Annotated in this window: 21 protein-coding genes; 19 read left to right on the top strand and 2 right to left on the bottom strand. The window is 42.5% G+C overall.

What is annotated here, in order from left to right; all coding sequences use genetic code 11:
- Positions 1-81 precede the first annotated feature (81 nt).
- From EPH95_RS03435 to EPH95_RS03400, 8 genes are all read left to right on the top strand, one after another.
- On the top strand, positions 82-1,266 hold the full coding sequence (locus EPH95_RS03435; RefSeq protein ID WP_142087370.1) for a TAXI family TRAP transporter solute-binding subunit: 1,185 nt from the start codon (positions 82-84) through the stop codon (positions 1,264-1,266).
- Positions 1,267-1,441: 175 nt separating this feature from the next.
- A complete protein-coding gene (locus EPH95_RS03430; protein ID WP_160141580.1) occupies positions 1,442-2,641 on the top strand; it encodes a TAXI family TRAP transporter solute-binding subunit in 1,200 nt (399 codons plus the stop codon).
- Positions 2,642-2,719: 78 nt separating this feature from the next.
- Positions 2,720-4,615, top strand: a complete 1,896-nt coding sequence (locus EPH95_RS03425) for a TRAP transporter permease (protein WP_160141579.1) — start codon at positions 2,720-2,722, stop codon at positions 4,613-4,615.
- A 217-nt stretch (positions 4,616-4,832) separates the two neighbouring features.
- Positions 4,833-5,501, top strand: coding sequence for a 3-oxoacid CoA-transferase subunit A (locus tag EPH95_RS03420; RefSeq protein WP_142087364.1), 669 nt, complete (start codon positions 4,833-4,835; stop codon positions 5,499-5,501).
- A complete protein-coding gene (locus EPH95_RS03415) occupies positions 5,501-6,166 on the top strand; it encodes a 3-oxoacid CoA-transferase subunit B (RefSeq protein ID WP_142087362.1) in 666 nt (221 codons plus the stop codon). The genes EPH95_RS03420 and EPH95_RS03415 overlap by 1 nt, the downstream gene beginning before the upstream one ends.
- 168 nt (positions 6,167-6,334) lie before the next feature.
- A complete protein-coding gene (locus EPH95_RS03410) occupies positions 6,335-6,844 on the top strand; it encodes a hypothetical protein (RefSeq protein ID WP_142087359.1) in 510 nt (169 codons plus the stop codon).
- Positions 6,845-6,853: 9 nt separating this feature from the next.
- Positions 6,854-7,708 carry a hypothetical protein gene (locus EPH95_RS03405; RefSeq protein ID WP_142087357.1) on the top strand — a complete coding sequence of 285 codons (855 nt, stop codon included), beginning with the start codon at positions 6,854-6,856 and terminating at the stop codon, positions 7,706-7,708.
- Between the two features lie 40 nt (positions 7,709-7,748).
- On the top strand, positions 7,749-8,468 hold the full coding sequence (locus tag EPH95_RS03400; protein WP_319592817.1) for an SDR family oxidoreductase: 720 nt from the start codon (positions 7,749-7,751) through the stop codon (positions 8,466-8,468).
- A 282-nt stretch (positions 8,469-8,750) separates the two neighbouring features.
- On the opposite strand, the gene EPH95_RS03395 is transcribed toward EPH95_RS03400, so the two are convergent.
- The gene (locus EPH95_RS03395; protein WP_142086371.1) at positions 8,751-9,980 is read right to left on the bottom strand and encodes an IS110 family RNA-guided transposase; all 1,230 of its coding nucleotides are present in this window, start codon (positions 9,978-9,980) and stop codon (positions 8,751-8,753) included.
- Positions 9,981-10,359: 379 nt separating this feature from the next.
- Here EPH95_RS03395 and EPH95_RS03390 point away from each other — a divergent pair, with 379 nt between their 5' ends.
- From EPH95_RS03390 to EPH95_RS03340, 11 genes are all read left to right on the top strand, one after another.
- Positions 10,360-11,139 carry a citryl-CoA lyase gene (locus EPH95_RS03390; RefSeq protein ID WP_142087353.1) on the top strand — a complete coding sequence of 260 codons (780 nt, stop codon included), beginning with the start codon at positions 10,360-10,362 and terminating at the stop codon, positions 11,137-11,139.
- Between the two features lie 115 nt (positions 11,140-11,254).
- Positions 11,255-12,016 carry an enoyl-CoA hydratase/isomerase family protein gene (locus EPH95_RS03385; RefSeq protein ID WP_142087351.1) on the top strand — a complete coding sequence of 254 codons (762 nt, stop codon included), beginning with the start codon at positions 11,255-11,257 and terminating at the stop codon, positions 12,014-12,016.
- Between the two features lie 161 nt (positions 12,017-12,177).
- On the top strand, positions 12,178-13,128 hold the full coding sequence (locus EPH95_RS03380) for an NAD(P)H-dependent flavin oxidoreductase (RefSeq protein ID WP_142087349.1): 951 nt from the start codon (positions 12,178-12,180) through the stop codon (positions 13,126-13,128).
- Positions 13,129-13,146: 18 nt separating this feature from the next.
- The gene (locus tag EPH95_RS03375; RefSeq protein ID WP_142087346.1) at positions 13,147-13,551 is read left to right on the top strand and encodes a PaaI family thioesterase; all 405 of its coding nucleotides are present in this window, start codon (positions 13,147-13,149) and stop codon (positions 13,549-13,551) included.
- Between the two features lie 24 nt (positions 13,552-13,575).
- Positions 13,576-14,751 carry a CaiB/BaiF CoA transferase family protein gene (locus EPH95_RS03370; RefSeq protein ID WP_142087344.1) on the top strand — a complete coding sequence of 392 codons (1,176 nt, stop codon included), beginning with the start codon at positions 13,576-13,578 and terminating at the stop codon, positions 14,749-14,751.
- A 19-nt stretch (positions 14,752-14,770) separates the two neighbouring features.
- Positions 14,771-15,919, top strand: coding sequence for an acyl-CoA dehydrogenase family protein (locus EPH95_RS03365; RefSeq protein WP_142087341.1), 1,149 nt, complete (start codon positions 14,771-14,773; stop codon positions 15,917-15,919).
- A 51-nt stretch (positions 15,920-15,970) separates the two neighbouring features.
- Positions 15,971-16,750: an SDR family NAD(P)-dependent oxidoreductase gene (locus EPH95_RS03360; protein WP_142087339.1), complete on the top strand. Its 780-nt coding sequence runs from the start codon at positions 15,971-15,973 to the stop codon at positions 16,748-16,750.
- A 32-nt stretch (positions 16,751-16,782) separates the two neighbouring features.
- A complete protein-coding gene (locus EPH95_RS03355) occupies positions 16,783-17,979 on the top strand; it encodes a thiolase family protein (RefSeq protein WP_142087336.1) in 1,197 nt (398 codons plus the stop codon).
- A gap of 26 nt (positions 17,980-18,005) precedes the next feature.
- Entirely contained in the window at positions 18,006-19,178 is a 1,173-nt protein-coding gene (locus tag EPH95_RS03350) for a CaiB/BaiF CoA transferase family protein (RefSeq protein WP_227004030.1), read from the top strand.
- A gap of 2 nt (positions 19,179-19,180) precedes the next feature.
- On the top strand, positions 19,181-20,413 hold the full coding sequence (locus tag EPH95_RS03345; protein ID WP_142087334.1) for an acetyl-CoA hydrolase/transferase family protein: 1,233 nt from the start codon (positions 19,181-19,183) through the stop codon (positions 20,411-20,413).
- Positions 20,414-20,603: 190 nt separating this feature from the next.
- Positions 20,604-21,824, top strand: a complete 1,221-nt coding sequence (locus tag EPH95_RS03340; protein ID WP_160141578.1) for a hypothetical protein — start codon at positions 20,604-20,606, stop codon at positions 21,822-21,824.
- A 210-nt stretch (positions 21,825-22,034) separates the two neighbouring features.
- On the opposite strand, the gene EPH95_RS03335 is transcribed toward EPH95_RS03340, so the two are convergent.
- Positions 22,035-23,264, bottom strand: a complete 1,230-nt coding sequence (locus tag EPH95_RS03335) for an IS110 family RNA-guided transposase (protein ID WP_142086371.1) — start codon at positions 23,262-23,264, stop codon at positions 22,035-22,037.
- Positions 23,265-23,347 lie beyond the last annotated feature (83 nt).

The following is a 23,347-nucleotide window of genomic DNA, read 5'->3' as shown; positions in this document are numbered from 1 at the left end:
ATACATGTGACAAAAAGTTGGGGGGATCTTGATATGTAGGTATAAAGATTAAAGAATTAAATTAGGAAGGGGAAAACAAAGATGAATAATCGATTGCCTGTGTTACTTGGATTAATAAGCTTTTCTATTCTACTGCTAGCTGGATGCAGTGGAGATACAGAAGAAGGGTCTGATGTTGATTCTGTGTCAGCTGGTGAGGCACAGTTGCCTGATGAAATAACAATGTCGGCGTACGATGTAGGCTCTTTGGGATATACACAGGTATCAGCGATATCAGATGCAATTATGTCAGAATACGGAACGCAAATCCATATGATCCCCAATGACTCCGGTCTCGCTCGTCTTGAACCGCTCAAAGAGGACACTGCAGATTTTGGAGGACGTCTTGGGGATGAAACATATTTTGCTTTTGAAGGGACAGAAGAATTTGCATTTCCAGAGTGGGGTCCTCAAGACATTCGAATTATGGCCCCGATCATGACGCATTATGGTCTATTAGTGCTGGATGATTCGGAGTTTGAATCAATTTCAGATTTAGAAGATGCTAGAGTACCTCATGTTATTGGGAACCCCTCGGTTAATGTTAAAAATGAAGCTTTATTAGCTGCTGCTGGTTTAACCATGGATGATGTTGAAGTTGTTGAGGTGACATCATATGGCGATCAGCCTGAAATGATAGCACAAGGTGAGATCGATGTGGCTGGAATGCTTACTTCGGCTGCAAGTGTAACAGAAGCAGATGAACTGCATGGCATGCGCTGGCTCGATCATTCTATATTGGAAAATGATGAATCCTTAGCAGCTCTAAATGATATATATCCATTCGGTGTTCCAGATGAAACGGACATAGGCGGAGCTTTAACTGAAGGTGAACCCGAGGAATTTTTGGGATATACCTCCTACGCACCAGCGGCTTATAGCAATATCGAAGCGGACTTTGTTTATAATTGGTTGGTAGCTCTTGATGAAACGTTTGATGATTATAATGAAGCTACTGCTGATATGTATGTATGGGAAGTAGATGAAATGCAACCCGAGCCATTGGGGGTTCCTATTCATGAAGGGGGTGTCCGTTTCTTTGAGGAAAAAGGAATGTGGAATGAGGAATATGAAGAGAAAAACAATCAATTGATTGAACGACAAGAACAACTACAAGAAGCGTGGGATGTTGTGTCTGAAGAAGCTGAAGAGCAAGGATTAACTGATGATGAATTTTCAGAGTATTGGTTAGAAAGAAAAGAGGAGTTGGTAGATGATGTAGAATAAGTTACATCTTCGGTCTTCGTCCTATAGAGAAACTTTTAAGAATGGTTGGTTATGTTGGAGAAAACTATTGATAGAGATTACGTTGAGAAGGGAGCGTGGGAAAACTGGAAACCGGAGACGAATTTGGGATAAATGTATGGAAAGGAATTAGACAAATATGAAAGGGGATAAAAGTATGAATAACAAACGACTGTTTATATTACTAGGGTTATTAATTCTTTCTATTCTTATGTTAGCTGGATGCGGTGAAGATACCGGTGGAGATACAGAAGAACAGTCTGATGCTGATTCTGATTCAGCTGGAGAAGCAGATTTGCCTGAAGAAATAACTATGTCGACATATGATGTAGGCTCTGGTGGTTACACACAACTCTCTGCTATCTCTGACACTATTATGTCTGAGTACGGCACACAAATTCACATGATCCCAAATGACTCAGGCCTTGCACGTCTCGAACCACTAAGAGACGGTAATGCAGATTTTGGGGGACGCGTAGCCGATGAAGTGTACTTCGCTTTTGAAGGGATCGAAGAATTTGCCACACCGGAGTGGGGGCCACAGGATCTTCAATATATGTACCCAATACTCAATCATTTTGGTCTGTTAGTACTCGATGATTCAGAATATGAAACCTTTGATGATCTAGAGGGAGCAAGAGTTCCTCACATTATTGGAAATCCTTCAGTTAACATTAAAATTGTAGGGTTATTAGCTGCTGCTGGTTTAACCATGGATGATGTTGAGGTTGTTGAGGTAACCTCCTATACAGATCAACCTGAGATGGTAGCCCAAGGTGAAATAGATGTTGCGGGAATTGTTCCCTCCGCGGCAACGGTACAGGAGGCAGATGAACTTCACGGCATGCGTTGGATGGATCATTCTATCTTGGAAGATGATGAAGCCTTAGAAGCTCTACATGAAATATACCCATTTGGTGTCGCAGATGAAACGGATATAGGCGGTGCTCTAACAGAAGGTGAACCGGAACATCTATTGGGATATACTTCATACGCACCAGCTGCATATAGCGATACGGATCCCGATCTTGTTTATAACTGGTTGGTAGCGCTTGATGAAACGTTTGATGATTACAGCCAAGCTACTGCTGATATGTTTGTATGGGATGTTGAAGAAAGTCAACCGGAGCCGTTAGGGGTACCTATTCATGAAGGCGGTGTCCGATTCTTTGAGGAACAAGGAATGTGGAATGAGGAATACGAAGAGCAAAACAATCAATTGATTGAACGACAAGAACAACTTCAAGAAGCCTGGGACGTAGTGACGGAAGAAGCTGAAGAACAAGGATTAAGTGATGATGAATTTACGGAGTATTGGCTGGAACGAAAAGAGGAGTTAGTAGATGACGTAGAATAACCCAAGAGACAGCCTTACTAATAAACATATAATGGATTAGTAAGGCTGTTATCTTAAACGAAAATGGAGGGTTGTAAGATGGAACGTTTAGGGAAATTTTGGTCTACCATTGTTATCATTTTGGTTTTAATCGCAATTTTTTTATCCGTTAATCAAATTTTTTACTTAGGGCTATTTGGTATCACGCCCATTTTTGAAGGGTATCTATATTTTTTATTAGCTTGCTTCATACCTTTGGCATTTATTATATGGCCTGCTAAAAAATCAGCGGGAGTCCAAAAAATAAAATGGTATGATGTCATACTGTTTTTGATTCCGTTAGTGTTTTTTACGTATTTAGGCCTTAATGCTGAAACGGTAACATTAATGGGATGGGGGACTTCAGCGCCAACACTTCCTACGATTGGAAGTATATTAGTATGGTTTATTGTTCTTGAGGCATTACGTCGAGTAGCAGGACTTGTATTAATGCTTATTAGTTTGGTCTTTTCACTTTTTCCTCTGGTGACAGGATATATGCCCGTTAACTTTTTACGAGGCATCCCCCAAGATTTTGTGACAACAGCCACAAACCATATTATGAGCGGAAATTCTATATTGGGCGTACCTATGCGGACATTAGGTGATTTATTGGTAGGATTTTTGATATTTGGTGTAGTGCTTGTGCATACAAAGGGAGGGGATTTTTTCTTCAACTTGGCCAAATCGCTATTTGGTCGTCAAAGGGGAGGTCCTGCAAAAGTATCCGTTATGGGTAGTGCTTTTTTTGGCATGTTAAGTGGCAGTGCTGTTTCAAATGTGGTAACGACGGGTTCTATGACAATACCGGCAATGAAAAGAATCGGGTATAGTAAGCATAAAGCCGCTGCCATCGAAGCTGCTTCTTCGACGGGGGGCACGACTACGCCTCCGATTATGGGTTCGGCTGCTTTTATCATGGCATCTTTTTTGGCTGTACCCTATGGAGAAATTGCCTTAGCTGCAGCTATTCCTGCTCTTTTATATTTTGTGGGCGTTCTCACACAAGTAGACGCCTATGCGGCAAAACATAAAATAGCTGGGACACCATCAGACGAAGAGATCCCTTCTTTTTGGCAAACGTTAAAAACAGGCTGGTTCTTCGTTGGCGCCCTTATTTTATTGATTTACCTTATCGTCATTGTAGCTAATGAAGGGCATGCGCCTTATTACGTTTCCTTGTTCTTAATCTTGGCTTCATTTATTAGTAAAGAAACCAGGCTAACTTTGAAAAAAACGAAAGATATGATTCTAAATGCAGGTAAGTTAATCGCTGAGATCACAACCATATTAGCCGGGGTAGGGTTCATCGTCGGTTCGCTTTCTGTAACAGGTGTTTCTTTCTCTTTTTCAAGAGAATTGGTGGCTTTAGCAGGGGACAGTGCATTGTTGATTCTGTTGGCGGGTGCGATTACAAGTTTTATTCTTGGTTTGGGAATGACAGTCTCTGCGGCATATATTTTCCTGGCTGTTGTTATGGCACCTGCACTGGTACAAATGGGGTTCGACCCGATTGCCTCTCACCTTTTTGTTTTGTATTGGGCGACCGTTTCGTATATCACACCTCCAGTTGCACTATCTGCATATGCTGCTTCAAGTATTGCTAATGCTAGCCCAATTAAAACTGGGTTTTCCGCGATGCAACTGGGAGTTGTTAAGTATATTATGCCATTCTTTTTTATTTATAACACTGCTTTGATTGGACGTGCGGAACCTGTAGAAGTAGTTGTTGCTTCTCTTTTTGCTTTGATGGGAACGTGGATGATTGCTTCAGCCTTTGAAGGTTATCTCATTGGTCTAGGTGAATTATCAGTATTTTTACGTATAATCGTTTTTGTTGCTGGTTTTCTCTTGTTTTTCCCGGAACTATTAACAAGTTTATCGGGTCTAATTTTAACTGTGATTGTTTATCTGGGAACTACTGTGAAGAATAGGGTCACAGATGTGAATGCATAAAGAGAATTATTTCGACTGATGCCCTCTTATATGGAGGGCTCCTCACCTATGAAGAACCCCAGCTATATCGTGATCCATACTACTCAATGTTGAATGAAAGAAAAAAAGAAGCACAAAGAAAGAGGATCAAATTCAGGTCAAACCAAGAAACCTAGAGAAAAAGAGTTACTAAGGACCAACATCGTGAATGCAATAATTTAAAGGGGAGATTCGTTCAGTGATCAATAAGATTTTCGATAATGTAGACGAAACAGTTCAGGATATTGAAAATGGAAGTATGATCTTAATGGGGGGATTTGGTGGCGCCGGGGTCCCTTATCAATTAATTTCAGGCTTATATAGACGAGGATCCGAAGCATTGACTTTTGTAAGTAATAATCCCGGCTTTTATGAAGAAGGATTAGCCGAGTTGATTAAAAATGGTCGTGTTGCGAAGTTGATGTGTTCATTCCCGCTTTCAAAAGAGAGTTACGTATTTATCGAAAAGTATAAGGCTGGAAAAATAGCTTTGGAATTAATTCCTCAAGGAACGATGGCTGAACGTATTAGAGCAGGGGGTTCAGGAATCGAAGCATTTTATACCCCGACAGGTGTAGGCACAGAAATCGCGGAAGGAAAAGAAGAAAAAATAATTGAAGGGGTAAATTGTTTGCTCGAAAAGGCGATCAAAGCAGATTTTGCATTCGTTAAGGCTAAAAAAGCCGATCGATGGGGGAATCTAATTTATAATAAATCAGGGCGCAATTTCAACCCCCTGATGGCTATGGCAGCAAACATTACCATTGCAGAGGTTGATGAGATTGTAGAAGTAGGGGAATTAGATCCTGAATCTGTTGTCACACCAGGGATTTTTGTCCAGCGCGTCTTCAAGAAGGTGGGTTCATAATGGAAAAGCGCTTGTTAACAAAAGAACAAATCGCAAAGCGTGTAGCAGATGATCTACATGGCGGTATTGTTGTCAATTTAGGGATAGGCATACCGGTTATGGCTACGCAATATGTCAGTTCAGATTCTGAGGTGATTTATCATAGTGAACAGGGAATTTTGGGGATGGGTCCCTTAGCAAAACCTGGGGAAGAAGATCCTGATTTAGTGAACGCTTCAAAAGAACCAATTACACTTACTCCAGGCGGTAGTTATTTTGACTCTGCTTCTTCTTTCTCTATGACTAGGGGGAAACATATTGATGTTGCTGTTTTAGGTGGCATGCAAGTATCGGAAAATGGGGATTTAGCTAATTGGAAAGTAAAGGGAGCTGAACTGGGAAGTGTTGGGGGAGCTATGGATATAGCTAACGGAGCTAAGAAACTCTATATCGCAATGAGACATAATGCAAAAAAAGGTGATTTTAAAATTGTAAGGTGTTTAGACTACCCAATTACAGCCTTGAAGTGTGTTAATCGAATTTATACTGATATGGCCGTCATTGACGTTACTGAGAAAGGCTTAGTCATGAAGGAAATTGCACCAAGTTTTACAGTGGAAGATGTTAAGCACGCGACTGAACCTGACTTAATTGCCTCTCAAGGCTTACAGGAAATCCAAATTTAAGATTATCTGATATTCATTAGTGGTTACAGGATAGCGTCGCTTTATAGGGAGAGAGTCATTCCGATTTTAAAAATGAGTAGCCCGCAGAATTTAAATAAGGAATTACGTAGGGAATTACCAGACGGGAGATGAATAAACAAATGGGATCACAATGTTAGGAGAAGGTGAATGACAAGACCTGAAACCATAAGGGCGCTCATTACAGTACTTATCGCTTTTTCCTATTTACTTTACGTTTTTGTACCAACTGATTTTTTCGTAAACACATATACGCTGTTTTGCTTGTTACTCATCTTCTTTAGCCTTCCCTCTTTAAGGGGAGTTCCTGCTATAACAATTGTAGTGCTCCTCATTGTTGGGACATATATCCATATTTCACAAGGGGGGGATTTCTATACCTGGTTTCTTATGTTTGGAGAAAACGCCAGTGTGCTGACTTTATTTATCACGGTTCCAATTTTAAGTATACCCATTCGTGTTGGTAACTATTTGGCGGCTCTAGATGATTTTTATAAACGCCGTATTAAAAACGATAATCAGTTTTATTTTATCTCGAGTAGTACGTCATTTTTGTTCGGTGTTTTACTGAATTTGGGTGCAATTCCTCTCTTATATCAAATGCTTAACACTGACCAAAATAGAGCCTTAGCGGATAAACTCAGGAAAGCGCTCCTGTGAGGATATGTGTTGGCTGTTATGTGGTCGCCTTATTTTATTTCCATGGCACTAGTTATTTCATACTTTGATGTTAACTGGGTACAAATTTTTCCGTATGGGTTGATCATTGCTCTGGCCGGTTTGGTCGTAAGCTATGTCATGGAAAGAAAAAAGAAAACGGAAGATGAGGCTGTACAAAGAGATAATGCACAACACGGACTTTGGCAAAATAGCACAAACAAGCTCAAACAATTAATGGTCATTGGTCTAGTCATAACAGCTAGTGTTTTTATTATGGAATTTTACTCAGAACTCAGCGTTATCATCGTCGTATCGATCACTGCCGTAAGTTCAGCTATCATTTGGTCAGTGCTTTTACGAAAAATAAAAGACTTTTTTACTGAATTTACCCATACTTATTTTATGAGTCTACCAAATATGAAGGTAGAATTGGTGCTATTTGCTACAGCTGGATTTTTTGGCGGGGTGGTTGTCCAAACAGATTTTAAAAATTGGATAGATGCTTTTTTTCAGATATTTGGAACGAACATTATTGTGCTGGCAGCAGTCATTATTAGTGTCGTGGTTGGTTTTTCCTTAGTTGGGGTTCATTCAATTGTTACTGTTACGCTAATGTGTGTAAGTTTAAGTCAGTTGCCGGAGTTAGCAGATTCTCATTTAGCCCTTTCTTTAATTTTACTTAGCAGTTGGTCACTGTCGTCAATCATTTCACCATTTTCCGGTTTAACCCTATTGACAAGTTCTCTAACCAATCGCTCTTCTTTTCAGGTTGGTATTAAAGAAAATTGGTTTTTTGCAGTGATTCTATTTATGATTGTTTTAAGCGTAGTTGCTGTGTCTAGATATATACTGGGGATATTATAAACAAAAAAATGAGGTGACTTAACTGAAGGGACAAGTTATTGTGATTACCGGTGCAAGTAGCGGTATTGGAGAAGCAACAGCAATATCTCTTGCTAAAAAAGGAGCCAAAATCGTTTTGGGTGCAAGAAGAAAGGAACGTTTGGAAGATATCGCAGGCAATATAACAAAAATGGGAGGACAAGCAGTTTTTTATCAAACTGATGTCACATCTCGCAGCGATGTTGAAGGCTTGGCTGCTTTTACAATTGAAAAATTTGGGCAGATTGACGTTTGGATAAATAACGCGGGCATCATGCAACTTTCTTTCTTGGATAAATTAAAGGTAGACGAATGGGACCGTATGATTGATGTCAATGTAAAAGGCGTTCTATATGGGATTGCCGCAGATCTTCCCGTTATGGAGAAAGAGAAGGGGGGACATATTATTAACATTTCTTCCGTAGCTGGTCGTCGTGTTGGAATTGCCGGGTCTGTTTACAGCGGGACTAAATTTGCTGTTCGAGCAATAACGGAAGGGCTACGTCAGGAACTTTCTCCAAGGTTTAATATTCGAACAACCTTAATATCTCCCGGGTCAGTCGAGACTGAATTAAGAGAAACCATATCAGATAAAGATGCATTAAAAATGTTGAATGAACGTGAAATAGAATCTCGTTTACAACCGGAGGATATCGTTAATGCAATTGTTTACACAATTCAACAACCTGATTATGCCTCAGTTAATGAAGTAATTATTCACCCTACAACGCAGCGAGGATAATAGACGCTAATAAAATTTTGTGGCATCTATTGTTTTAAGTCCGATATACTATTCAGAAATTTCATGCAAATTCACTTGAAATGGCTACGAGCATATTGCGGAGAAGACCTGCTTGAATGCGATTTCATATAGCAAAAGACCTGCGGTAATATGTCAAGTTCAAAATCACAGTAAATGAAGTTGTCAAAGGACATTTAGGCGAAAAAAGCGCGCACTGAACAACACCAGTAATAAAATGTAAAATACTGGTAAAATGAAAGGCTAGCCCTCAGCCGATGTCGGTCAGAGGTTCACGCCCCTTTCTGGCGTAAAGAGTTGGTTTTTGCGTAGCAGCGCATCCACCAATCGCACGAGTTTTCTTGCCGTGAGCACGAGTGCACGTTTGTGTTGATGTTTCGGGACTTCTTGATACTTCTTCTGATAAAAGACTTGGTATTCCGGAATTTGCCTTCGTACCGAGTTGGCGGCTTCAACGAGGTAATAACGCAAATAATGGTTCCCTTGACGTGTCAGTGAAGTATCTTCGGCGGTAAACCGCCCGGACTGGTGTTTTCGCCAGTACAGTCCCGCATATTTAGCTATTTTTGTTTCATCGGGAAACCGGTCAATCTGACCGAGTTCGGCAATGATGCCTGCGGCGAAGACCGGACCAATGCCCGGGATTGATTCCAGCGTCTGCGTCAGTCCTTTCATGATTCGAGTAATGGACTGATCGATCGCCTTGATTTGCTTTTGGAAGGAACGAATGAGCTCAATGGACGTTCCTAAAAGTACATCGATGGAATCTTCGACCACTTTGTCCAATCGGTACGATGAACGGACGGCTTTCTGGATGGATGCGGCGACAGCTTCCGGATCGGGAAAACGATTTCTCCCTTTCTCTTGAAGAAACCGAGCCAGGTCCTCAAGCGGAAGCTGGGCAAGTTCATCCAGGCTGTATTTTTCAAGAAAGAGTTCCATCATAGCATGGCCAAACACCGATGAATCCACTTCTTTGGAAAAGGTGTTGCATTTATACTCCAAGTGCTGCAAGAAGTGTTGTTTCTCTTTCGTCATCGCTTTGGTCAAGTGATAACGCGAACGTGTCAACTGCTGGAGAGCCACGTATTGGCTTTCTTTGACAACGGACATCTGATTGCGCCCGAAACGCATATAATCGGCGATCACAAAGGCGTCAATCTCATCGGTCTTGTTCATGTCTGCGAAGCTCTTTTTAAAGTTGGCGATCTGCTTCGGATTGATCACAAAGACTTGGGCGCCATAGGGTTTTAAATCATCGTCATCATGCAAGAACATGGATGGATGAAAACTGTAGACGGATGTGGACTCCAGACCGATCTTTAGGATGTCAACCTCTGTATCGGCCAAGAGCTCGAGCAACCGTTCTTTGAGCACCTGGGCACCCGGCCAGTCATTGGAAACCGTAAAAACCGAAAGCTGATCACCTTCTTGATCAAGCACACACACTTTCATATCAAACGAGCTAACGTCAAGCCCGACAAACATTCGCATGGGGGGATTCCTCCTTTCATTGTAGAATCATTCGGTCGTTCTTTGGACGCCTCGAGATATCTCTAGTGTGAACGCCGATCATCAACCTCGTGTATCAGAACTCCATCGGCATTGAAAGCCGCCCCAGGGGCTGCTTCCCCTGAGTTCAAGAGGCCGAGGGCTCAGCCTGCGAGTAGGAAGTGCCGCACGTACACTGAGAGACAGTCTTTAGTTGTGGTCGAACCACAGGAGAGAAAAGAATTGTCCCAAATGATCCTATGATCATTATCTAGAAATATCTAGAGACATCCAAGGAAAAACCATATGAATCTACAAAATATCTTGTGGAATTTGCCCAAGATTTGAAGGGCTTAAACTTACTATACGAGGAGTGTATTAAATGGATTTTAAAACAAAAACTGGCACATCCTCGAAAAATGATATTCAAGTATATGGATTTAATTTGACTGAGGATTTAGTCGGAAATATAACGCTTGCTGATATGGCTTTCCTGGGAGCAAAACATCGTAAGCCAACAGAGAATGAGTCAAAAATGTTGAATGCCTTACTCGTTGCCATTTGTGAACACGGCTTTACTCCAAGCTCTATTTCTACACGTTTAACCTACCTGGGAGCACCTGAAGCTGTTCAAGCTTCCATAGCTTCAGGATTGCTGGGGGCAGGAACCGTGTATCTCGGTGCGATGGAAAATGTAGCTGAATTGTTGCAAACAACATACCAAAAGCATGGGGATAACAAGGATACATGCGAAATGGCAGCCACCGTTCTTAAAGAACAAAACGAAGCCGGTTTGCAAATCCCGGGTTTTGGGCATCCAGTACATAAGCCGAAAGACCCGCGCACGACGAAATTATTTGAAATTGCTGGGGATCTAGGGTTTTATGGTAAACATTCAAAACTACTCACAGAAATTCATCGCCAATTCTGCGTATTAAAAGGAAAGACAATCACATTAAACGCAGTTGGAGCCATCGGAGCCATTATGGCAGATATGGATATGGATTATCGTATCGTTAAATCGTTCGCTGTCGCATCACGTGCTGTGGGATTAGTGGCTCACGTCGTTGAAGAAATCGAAACTGGGAGAAAAGAAGGTGCGGGGCAACAAATTTTTGATTACGTGGAATCACATACAAATTATGAGGTGATTGACAGGTGAGAGCTCTGTTAATAAGAGGGAAGTAATTACTCCTAATAAGCGTTTAAATTATGGGCGTTGTTATCTCGTCAACGGAGTTTTTGCAGAGTCCAATTTTATCAGGAGGATTTTTAAAATGACAGAGTTTTTGCTATATGAACGAAATGAAAATATTGAGTGGATCACATTGAATAACCCTCAAAAATTAAATAGCTTATATCGCAGTACAGTGCGTGAGTTAGGTTCACATTTGCGTGAAATAAGTACGGATGAACAATTAGCAACCGTTATCATTACCGGCATGGGTGAAAAATCATTTTGTGCAGGTATGAATGTGGATGAATTTAATGGACTAACTCCGCAAAGCGCACGCGAGCTTATGGAAGAATTGAAAGAACTTCTTCAAATTGTTAGGACAATGCCGCAAGCTGTCATTGTGGCGATTAATGGATATTGCATTGGCGCAGCTATGGAACTTGCAATGGCCGCGGATCTGCGAATTGCTTCCAAAAATGCGATGTTTGCTATGCCGGAAATCAATCTAGGCATCCCCTCGGTACTTGACTCTGTATTGCTTCAACAACATGTTGGCTTAAGTTTGGCTAAGGAAATGCTATTAATCGGTGAAAGTGTATCAGTTGATCGGATCAATGATTATGGTTTTATCAACAAAGTCGTCGAATTGGGAAACTTAAGAGATGAAGCAGAGGCTTATGCCAGAAGAATTTCTGAAAACGATCGGAAGACTGTTGCTACGCAAAAACAACTTTTTGAAACGTGGCAAAACAGTTCACTTGATATTGCCATTAAAGACAGCATTGACCAATTTGCTCTCTCATTTACGACAGACGTTCCCCAGAAACGTTTGAATGAGTTTCATGCTTCAAAAAAGAAATAATTTTCTTCTATTTAGCTACCTCTAAGATATACAAGACAAATGGGAAGCAGGTGCTCACATTTGTTTCATGTTTTCATTGACAAAAAATTTTTTTATAAGTAAAATAATAACAAATAATTGAAAGCGGTTTAAAATAAGAGAATCAACGAGGAGTTGTTTCGGTGCCAAATAGAGTAAGTCAAACGTTTGGAATCGATTACCCGATCATTCAAGGCGGTCTCGCATATCTGGCATTTGCCGAGTTAGCCGCTGCTGTTTCAAACGCGGGAGGACTTGGTCAAATAACGGCCACTTTTTTTAAAGACGCGGAGAGCTTACGTGCTGAAATCCGAAAAGTAAAACAGTTGACAACCCGCCCTTTTGGCATCAATTTCGCTCTGGGAAGACGCCCGGTTGATCACTTTGTAGATGTGGCCATTGAAGAAGAAGTTCCTGCCATTTCTGTCACAGCAGGCAACCCGTCAAACGTTTTTCAACAATTGGAAGGAACGGACATAAAAAAACTCGTGCTCGTTGCCTCGGTACGGCAAGCGCAAAAAGCCGAAGAATTAGGTGCTGATGCGGTTATCGTCGTGGGCACCGAGGGTGGTGGCCATCTTGGCAGGGATGACGTAGGCACGATTGTTTTAGTTCCGAAAGTAGCGGCTGCTGTATCGATCCCGGTGCTTGCCAGTGGAGGGCTAGTAGATGGGAGAGGTTATGCTGCAGCGTTGGCTTTGGGAGCCGAAGGGATGGAAATGGGCACGCGATTTATCGCGACAAAAGAGTGTATCGCCCACCCCCGCTATAAAGAAGCCATAGTAAATGCGCGGGAGAATGAAACCATTATTATTAAAAAATCAATCGGCATCCCAGCGCGCGGCTTGCGTTCTGAAGCAACGGAAAAAATTGCACAAATGGAAGAAAAGGGTGCTACTTTTGAGGACCTATGGCCATATATCAACGGTGAAGCCAACCAAAAGTTTATTCAAGATGGGGATGCAGAAGAAGGGTTTGGCTGGGCAGGACAAGGGGTCGGGCTAATTGATGATATCCCAAGTGTGGAGCAGTTATTTGAACATATATTAGAGGAAGCTCAACTGGCCCGGCAAAGATTAGACGATAACTTTTGAACCGAGGAGAGGGAGCATTTGGATAACGAATACTTAACATGGCTGCAGAAGGATTTTGAAGATTCCCCTTTTTGGAAGCATATGGGGATTTCCATGGATTATTTAACAGCAGGTGAAGCGAGAATAAAAATGCCGGTATCCGAAAACCAATTGAATTGTAATCAATACTTACACGGCGGGTCCATTACATCTCTTTTAGATTCAATTATTGGAGTGACCATTCGTTCATCTCAGAACGTTAAAGTAGCGACAATTTATTTAAATACACACTTTGTATCCCCGGTGAAGGATGGAACCCTGTATGCCACAGCAAATGTTGTCCATCCGGGCAAAAGTATCATACCGGTGGAATCAAAGGTGGTTGATGACCAGGACCGATTGATTGCGTTTGCAACTTCAGCTTTTACCATTTTAAAAAAATAACATGCAAAGCAGGTGGACAAACATATGGGTGTACTAGATGGAATCCGGATTCTTGACTTGACGAGGTTATTGCCCGGTCCCTACTGTACGATGTTAATGGGGGATTATGGCGCTGAAGTGATCAAGGTGGAGCAACCGGTCATTGGTGATTATGGCAGAAACACCGATCCTTTTATCGAAGGCTATAGTTCACGGCACTTAGTTCTTAATAGAAATAAAAAGAGCATCACTCTTGATTTGAAAAGTGAGGAAGGAAAAGACATTTTCAAAGATCTTGCCAAGGATGCAGACGTTATCATCGAGGGCTTTCGCCCGGGGGTGATGAATAAGCTCGGATTATCCTATGACGAAATGTCTGCCATCAACCCGGGGATCGTTTATTGCTCTATTACCGGTTATGGTCAGGATGGTCCTTACAGTCAACTAGCTGGCCACGACATAAATTATATCGGATATAGCGGCGTATTGGGCTTAATCGGTGAAAAAAATGGCCAACCCATTGTCCCGGGTGTACAAATTGCAGATATTGGCGGGGGGTCTTTAATGTCCTTGGCCGGGGTGTTAATGGCGCTCCTTCATCAAGAAAGAACGGGTCAAGGGCAAAATGTGGATATTTCCATGATGGACGGGGTGCTTTCCTGGTTATCAGGGGTAGCCGGAGGTTATCTGGCAGCGAATGAAAAACCGAAGCGGGGAGAGACGAGGCTCTCCGGACAAAAGGCATGCTACGGCGTCTATGAAACGAAAGATGGAAAATACCTTTCCGTAGGCGCGTTAGAAGAAAAGTTTTGGGCAAGGCTTTGCCAATTGCTTAGAAAAGAGGATTTTATCGACCGTTTGTCAGCGCCCGAGGATGAGCAACAAGAAATGAAACAGGAATTGCAGCGAATTTTTTCACAAAAAAATCAACAGGAGTGGTTGAATCTATTAAAAGAAGAAGAAACATGTGTGGGGCCAGTTTACGATATTGACGAAGTATTTGCTGATCCTCAAGTGATCGCGAGAGAGATGATGATCGAGAGTGAACATCCTGCATTGGGGATGCTTAAACAAATTGGTTTCCCGATTAAATTTTCCACCGAAAAAGGTGACCTTAGACGAAGTGCGCCAGACTTAGGTGAACATAACCAAGAATTATTGGATGAATTAGGGTATTCTTCCACCGATATTCAACAATTTAAACAGAAAAAAATAGTTTAAACGATATGGAGGAGAGAAAATGAATTACGATTTTCCGGAAGATATTCAAATGTTAAAAGACACTGTCAAAGATTTTGTTTATGAAACTGTGGATCCTGTGGCTCATCAAATTGAAGAGACAGATGAAATTCCCAAAGATGTCATGGAAAAGAGCAAAGAAATCGGATTGTTTGGATTAAGTATCCCTGCGGAATATGACGGCTTAGGCATTGATATGGTTGGCAAGTGCGCTGTATACGAGGAATTGGGCAAAACGATCAATGGCTTTACCACCGTTATCGGCGCGCATACTGGCATCGGCAGTGTCGGCATTGTAGAAATGGGGACAGAAGAGCAGAAGAACAAGTATTTGCCTCCGATGGCGAGAGGGGAATTGATCGGTGCTTTTGCTTTAACCGAACCAGGAGCAGGATCGAATGCGGCAGCTCTAAAAACCACGGCTGTTCGCAAGGGTGATAAATATATTTTAAACGGATCAAAACATTTTATCACCAACGGGACCATCGGAGATATATTCACGGTAATGGCCGCAACTAGTCCGGAAAAAGGCGCGAAAGGGATTACATCATTTATTGTAGAAAAGGATTTTCCCGGATTTAAAGTAGGGAAGGTCGAAGAAAAGATGGGATTGCACGGCTCCCAGTCAGTGGAATTGTTTTTCGATGATTGTGAGGTCCCTATTGAAAATGTTCTAGGGGAAGAGGACAAGGGATACGTCAATGCATTAAAGATTTTAGCTAGTGGTCGCGCCGGGTTAGCGGCACGGAATTTAGGTTCCTGTGTGAAGTTATATGAAATGTCCATAGATTATGCGATGCAAAGAGAACAATTTGGAAAACCGATTTTTGAGCAACAAGTCATTCAACATTATTTGGCGGATATGACCCTGGACATTGAGACCCTACGTGCCCTGACATATAAAGTGGCCTGGATGAGTGATCAAGGTCGGAACCTCATCAAAGAAGCGGCGACAGTAAAATTACATGGGGCCGAAGTCTATAACCGGGTTGCTGATCTCGCAGTCCAAATTCATGGGGGAATGGGTTATATGAAAGAGTTCCCAATCGAGCGCTATTATCGTGATGCTCGAATCACAAAAATATATGAAGGCACATCGGAAATAATGAAAAACATCATCGCGGGCAGGGTGAAAAAGGAATATTCATAAAGGGAAACTCCCCGACGGAGGGGGGTTTTTCAACATGGAAGGAGCTTGCCCATGGATTTAGGGTTAGAAGGAAAAGTTGCATTAATCACCGGTTCCAGCAGGGGAATAGGCTTGCAAACAGCCCTATATTTAGTAAAAGAAGGTGTCGAGGTAACTCTCTGTGCCAGAAATAAAAGTCGTTTGGAAGAAGCGGCAGCTTATATTCTGGAAGAAACGGGTAAAGAAGTATTTTTTGTAGAGACGGATGTTTCAAACAAAGCGGATTGTCAAAAAGTAGTTGCTGCTACGGTTGAAAAATATGGACGTTTAGATATTTTAATTAATAACGCCGGTACTTCACAAGCCTATACATTTGAAGACGTAGATACCGACCTTTGGCAACAAGACCTTGATTTAAAGCTATTCGGTGCCATTCATTGTTCTCGTAATGCCATCCCGCATATGCGGCTAGTTGGCGGTGGCGCGATCGTCAATGTGACAGCTGCAATTGGGAAGACACCTTCTGCATCATCATTACCTACTTCAGTCAGCAGAGCAGCAGGTATGTCCTTAACGAAAGCGATGAGTAAAGATCTTGGTCCGGATAATATTCGCGTGAATACCGTATGTATTGGTTTGATTCGAAGTGAGCAGATTGAAAAAATGTGGAAAAAACAGAATCCGGAACTATCATGGGAACAGTTTTCAAGCAAAGAACGCCAAATTCCACTAGGACGTATTGGGGATACCGATGAGGCAGCAAAAGTGATTAATTTCCTTGTTTCAGATGCTGCTTCTTATGTTACAGGGACATCAGTGAATATTGATGGTGGAATGGTAGGGACATTATAAAATCTAAATTATTTAATGGGGGTTGTTTTCAGATGAAAGATGTTGTCATCGTTGATGGGGTTAGGACAGCAATTGGGAGAATGGGTGGAACGTTAAAAGATGTGGAACCGGATTACCTGGCGTCGCATGTCATGAAAGAGCTTCTTTCGCGTACCCAGTTGGATAGCTCAAAAGTTGATGAAGTTATCCTGGGGCATGTGAAGCAAAGCACAGACCAACCGAATATCGCGAGAAAAGCTGCACTTCGTGCAGAGATACCGATCGAAATACCTGGGTATACGGTACATCGGCAATGCGGTTCCGGCTTGCAATCAATTAACAATGCTGCACAACAAATTGCGTGTAATTTAGACGATATCATTGTTGCCGGAGGAACAGAGAGCATGAGTACAGCCCCTTACTATATTCGCGGTGCTCGTTTTGGACTCACGGCCGGTAATGGTGTGATTGTAGATCCTAATACAGAAAGCCAACCGAAAGCGCAGCCTGAGGAAGTATATGGTAATGATCTAACGATGGGGGTCACGGCGGAAAATTTAGCGGAAATGCATAATATCAGCCGTTCCGAACAAGATGAGTTTGCTTTGCGAAGCCAGGAGCTGGCCAAAGAAGCTATTAATAAAGGGAAATTCAAGGATGAGATTACACCTTATGAAGTGAAATCGAGAAAGGAAACCATTACGTTCGACACCGATGAGCACCCAAGGGAAACGAATATAGAAAAACTATCTAAACTGCCGGCCGTTTTTAAAAAAGGCGGGACCGTTACACCGGGCAATTCGAGTGGCAGGAATGATGCAGCAGCAGCTACGCTCGTCATGTCTGCCGAAAAAGCCGAAGAAATGAATCTTACACCAAAAATGAAGGTGGTGGCACAAGCATCGGCAGGCGTTGGCCCGGAAATTATGGGGATCGGACCTGTTCCATCTACCAGAAAAGCTTTAAAACAAGCCGGTCTTAAGCTGGATGATATTGATCTTATTGAGTTAAACGAGGCATTTGCGGCTCAATCACTGGCGGTGGTTAAGGAATTGGGTATCGACCAGGACCGGCTGAATGTCAACGGCGGGGCGATTGCTTTAGGGCATCCGGTAGGTGCCACGTGCAATATATTAACGATTAAGTTGATGAATGAAATGGAACGCCGAGGAAGTAAGTACGGGGCGGTTACAGCCTGTATTGGCGGCGGACTAGGAATTACGACCATATTCGAAAATTTACAAGTTTGATAATGGAGGAGACTATGGGTTTACCTTTGGAAGGAATAAAAGTTTTAGAGCTCGCACGGACACTTGCAGGACCGGTATCCGGACAAATGCTGGGGGATTTGGGTGCGGAAGTGATTAAAGTGGAACAGCCCGGAAGGGGGGACGAAGCCAGACATTTCTCCCCACCGGAATGGGAAGGGGAAAGTTGTTATTATTTAAGCTCTAATCGAAATAAGCGAAGTATCACTGTAAATTTGAAGACGGAACGAGGGAAAGAAATTATTCATGAATTAGCCAAAGACAGTGATGTTTTAATCGAGAACTTTAGAACAGGGGCTACCGAGAAACTAGGGATAGATTATGAAACACTGAAAAAAATCAACCCGCGAATCATCTACTTATCCGTTTCAGGCTTTGGAAGAACGGGGCCAGAAAAAGACCGTGCCGGCTATGATATCTTAATGCAAGGATACGCAGGATTGATGAGTACAACCGGGGAGCCGGGTACTCCGTATAAGGCGGGTCCGTCAGTCGCTGATTTAACGACAGGTATTCTAGGTGCTTTAGGGGTCTTGGCCGCCTTACTGGCGAGAGGCAAGACAGGTGAAGGGCAGTTTGTAGACTCTAGTTTATTGGATGGTCAGATTATGACCTTAAACCACTTGGCCACAGGTTTCTTTGCAACCGGGCAGTCAGCGAAGCCTATGGGTCAGGCACATAATTCTATTGTCCCGTATCAAGTGTTTCAGACAAGTGATAAAAATATTGTCCTTGCTGCTGGAAATGATAGTCTTTGGGAAAAAGTTTGTAAAGGAATGGGATGGGAAGATTTACTGCAAGAAGAATCGTTTAAAACAAATCAATTGCGTGTATCCAATCGTGAGCAACTTATCCCTATTTTGGCTGAACGGATTTCTCAATTTACAAGCGATGAATTTTGTTCAAAAATGGACGAAGCTGGTGTACCGTGCGGTCCTGTGAATTCAGTTGGTGAGGCAATCACTTCCCCACAAGCAGTCGCAAGAGAGTCGATGGTAAACGTTGATCATCCAAAAATAAAAGATTTAAAAACACCTGCTTTTCCGGTTAAATTATCAGATACCCCGGCATCGGTACGACTTCATCCGCCTTTATTGGGGGAGCATACAGAAGATGTGCTGTTATCATTAGGTTTTAACAGTGAAAAAATTTCCCGTATGCGTGAAGATGGGGTGTTATAAAAATGTCAGATAAAACGGTACCGGTATCAGAAGCGGTCAACCATGTAAAATCACATGATCATCTCGTACTCGCCGGAATGTGCGGGGAACCCCCGACGCTTATCCAAGAGTTGATTCAACAAAGGGAGCGGCTGGAAAATGTTACGATCTATAACATGCCGCTCGGCACGCCATGTGAATACGCGAATCCTGAATGGGATCGCCATTTTAAAGTAAAAAGCGTTCTTTTATCTGGCGCATTGAAAGATTCGTATAAAAGCGGTATGACAGATTACCTCCCCATGAATCTTTTCGATATACCGGGATATATGGAACAGTTAAGACCGAATGTTGCTTTTATACAGTGTACGCCGTCCGATAGCGAAGGTAACGTTAATTTAGGGTTGTCAGCTGACTACACTCTATCATTAATCAAGCATGCACAATTGGTGATCGCCGAAATTAATGATCAATTGCCTTGGGTGAACGGAAAAGGAACAATTTCTTCCGCAGAAATTGATGTATTCGTGGAAGGGTCGATTCCGCCTAATGAACTTCCAAGCGCGACCCCGGGTGAAACGGAGAATAAGATTGCTCAATATGTGGCTACATTAATTCCCGACCGTTCGACGATCCAAATTGGCATAGGGTCACTCGCAAACAGCATTATAAGTGCCTTAAAAAATAAATCCGCTCTCGGCGTGCACACGGGTACATTTCCGGAGGAACTAATAGAACTATATAAAAGCGGCGTCGTAACGAATGAACATAAAGAAATTAATCAAGGAAAAATCGTTGCCACATGTCTAGCTGGGACTCAGACACTATATAATTATGCCAATCGTCATTCAGACATAGAATTACATCCATCAGATTATACGCACAGCACAACGACCATTTCGCAGCTGTCTAACTTCCACGCGATAAATTCAGCAGTACAAGTAGATTTAACGGGACAGATTAACGCTGAAAAAATAAAAGATTTTTACATTGCAGGCGTTGGTGGCCAAATGGACTTCATGCGAGGCGCTATGGCTTCAAAGGGGGGAAAGTCGATCATTGCTCTTCCTTCAACGGCAGCAAAAGGAACAAAATCGAGAATTGTGCCTGAACTCTCCAGCGTTACATCTACAAAATCTGATGTCCATTATGTGGTTACGGAATATGGGATCGCATCGCTGTATGGGAAAACAATTGCAGAAAGAAAAGAAGAATTGATTAGTATTACCCATCCCGATTTTAGAGATGAGTTGTAACTAGGTAAGGGATGAAAGAAAAGATGATGAATCGTTGCTAAACAAACCTGAAATGCTTAGGGCGCTCATTACCGTCCTCATTGCTTCATCATATTTATTTTACGTATTTATGCCAAACGATTTTCTCTTAATCGCATTTACCTTTTTTTGTTTGTTGCTTATTCTCACTAGCCTTCCTTCTCTGAGGGGAGTGCCAGCTATAACGATCGCACTGCTCCTCATCGCAGGAACATGGATTCATATTTCACAAGGTGGAGATTTTAGGACTTGGTTTCTCGCGTTTGGGGAAAATGCTAGTATACTGACACTATTCATTGTCGTTCCCCTCTTAAGCATCCCCATTCGCATTGGTTATTACTTGGATGCGTTAGATGACTTTTACAAACGTCGTATTAGCAATGCCAATAAGTTCTATTTTATGTCGAGCAGTACGTCATTTTTGTTCAGTGTCTTATTGAACTTAGGGTCAATTCCTCTCTTGTATCAAATGCTTAACACCGAACAAAATAGGCCATTCACGGGCAAATTGCGTAAGGCTCTGTTAAGAGGAAATGTAATGGCTATTATGTGGTCACCCTATTTCATTTCGATGGCACTCGTGATTTCCTACTTTGACGTTAGTTGGGCGCAAATATTTCCGTTTGGGTTGATCATTGCTATGGTAGGTTTAGCTGTTGGTTATGGCATGGAACGACAGGGGAAAAAGGAAGACAACGCTGTACAAAAGGATGTCACGTTCGAAAATACAAGAAAAAACGGAACAAATAAACTCAAGCAGTTAATCGCAACTGGTTTGGCAATTACAGCGAGCATCTTTACCATAGAGTTTTTCTCAGGACTTAGTGTCATTGTTGTTGTCTCTGTGACAGCCGTTTGTGCCGCTGTTATTTGGTCGTTGTTTTTGGGGAAGATAAAACCTTTTTTTGTGGAGTTTAAGAATACATACTTGATGAGCCTTCCGAACATGAAGGTAGAGTTGGTATTATTCGCAACAGCCGGATTTTTTGGAGCAGTTGTCGTTCAAACCGATTTTAATGAATGGATGGACCGATTCTTTCAGCTGTTCGGCACGAATGTCATCGTACTTGCGGTGATTATTATCAGTATTGTCGTCCTTCTGTCTATTGTTGGCATTCATTCGATTGTCACCGTTACACTTATGTGCGTAAGTTTAAGTCAGCTGCCTCAATTCGAACATTCCCATCTTGCCATTGCTATAATTTTACTCACCAGTTGGTCACTCTCGGCTATCATATCTCCATTTTCCGGATTGACTTTATTGACTAGCTCTCTGACCAATCGCTCCTCTCTTCAAGTGGGCATGAAAGAAAATTGGGGCTTCGCGTTGATTTTGTTTATCATTGTCGTTATCGTTCTTGCTGTGTCGCGCTATGGTCTGGGTGTTTTATAATGCAGGAGCGGTCATGAACGTCCGCGATATAATTACCAGATATATGGCAGAGCGCAAACCAGAAAGACCTGCGGTAATATGTCAAGTTCAAAATCACAGTAAATGAAGTTGTCAAAGGACATTTAGGCGAAAAAAGCGCGCACTGAACAACACCAGTAATAAAATGTAAAATACTGGTAAAATGAAAGGCTAGCCCTCAGCCGATGTCGGTCAGAGGTTCACGCCCCTTTCTGGCGTAAAGAGTTGGTTTTTGCGTAGCAGCGCATCCACCAATCGCACGAGTTTTCTTGCCGTGAGCACGAGTGCACGTTTGTGTTGATGTTTCGGGACTTCTTGATACTTCTTCTGATAAAAGACTTGGTATTCCGGAATTTGCCTTCGTACCGAGTTGGCGGCTTCAACGAGGTAATAACGCAAATAATGGTTCCCTTGACGTGTCAGTGAAGTATCTTCGGCGGTAAACCGCCCGGACTGGTGTTTTCGCCAGTACAGTCCCGCATATTTAGCTATTTTTGTTTCATCGGGAAACCGGTCAATCTGACCGAGTTCGGCAATGATGCCTGCGGCGAAGACCGGACCAATGCCCGGGATTGATTCCAGCGTCTGCGTCAGTCCTTTCATGATTCGAGTAATGGACTGATCGATCGCCTTGATTTGCTTTTGGAAGGAACGAATGAGCTCAATGGACGTTCCTAAAAGTACATCGATGGAATCTTCGACCACTTTGTCCAATCGGTACGATGAACGGACGGCTTTCTGGATGGATGCGGCGACAGCTTCCGGATCGGGAAAACGATTTCTCCCTTTCTCTTGAAGAAACCGAGCCAGGTCCTCAAGCGGAAGCTGGGCAAGTTCATCCAGGCTGTATTTTTCAAGAAAGAGTTCCATCATAGCATGGCCAAACACCGATGAATCCACTTCTTTGGAAAAGGTGTTGCATTTATACTCCAAGTGCTGCAAGAAGTGTTGTTTCTCTTTCGTCATCGCTTTGGTCAAGTGATAACGCGAACGTGTCAACTGCTGGAGAGCCACGTATTGGCTTTCTTTGACAACGGACATCTGATTGCGCCCGAAACGCATATAATCGGCGATCACAAAGGCGTCAATCTCATCGGTCTTGTTCATGTCTGCGAAGCTCTTTTTAAAGTTGGCGATCTGCTTCGGATTGATCACAAAGACTTGGGCGCCATAGGGTTTTAAATCATCGTCATCATGCAAGAACATGGATGGATGAAAACTGTAGACGGATGTGGACTCCAGACCGATCTTTAGGATGTCAACCTCTGTATCGGCCAAGAGCTCGAGCAACCGTTCTTTGAGCACCTGGGCACCCGGCCAGTCATTGGAAACCGTAAAAACCGAAAGCTGATCACCTTCTTGATCAAGCACACACACTTTCATATCAAACGAGCTAACGTCAAGCCCGACAAACATTCGCATGGGGGATTCCTCCTTTCATTGTAGAATCATTCGGTCGTTCTTTGGACGCCTCGAGATATCTCTAGTGTGAACGCCGATCATCA

Source organism: Salicibibacter halophilus (assembly GCF_006740705.1).
In the GTDB taxonomy this organism is placed as follows: domain Bacteria; phylum Bacillota; class Bacilli; order Bacillales; family Marinococcaceae; genus Salicibibacter; species Salicibibacter halophilus.
This window is presented reverse-complemented; position numbering and strand designations above follow the sequence as displayed.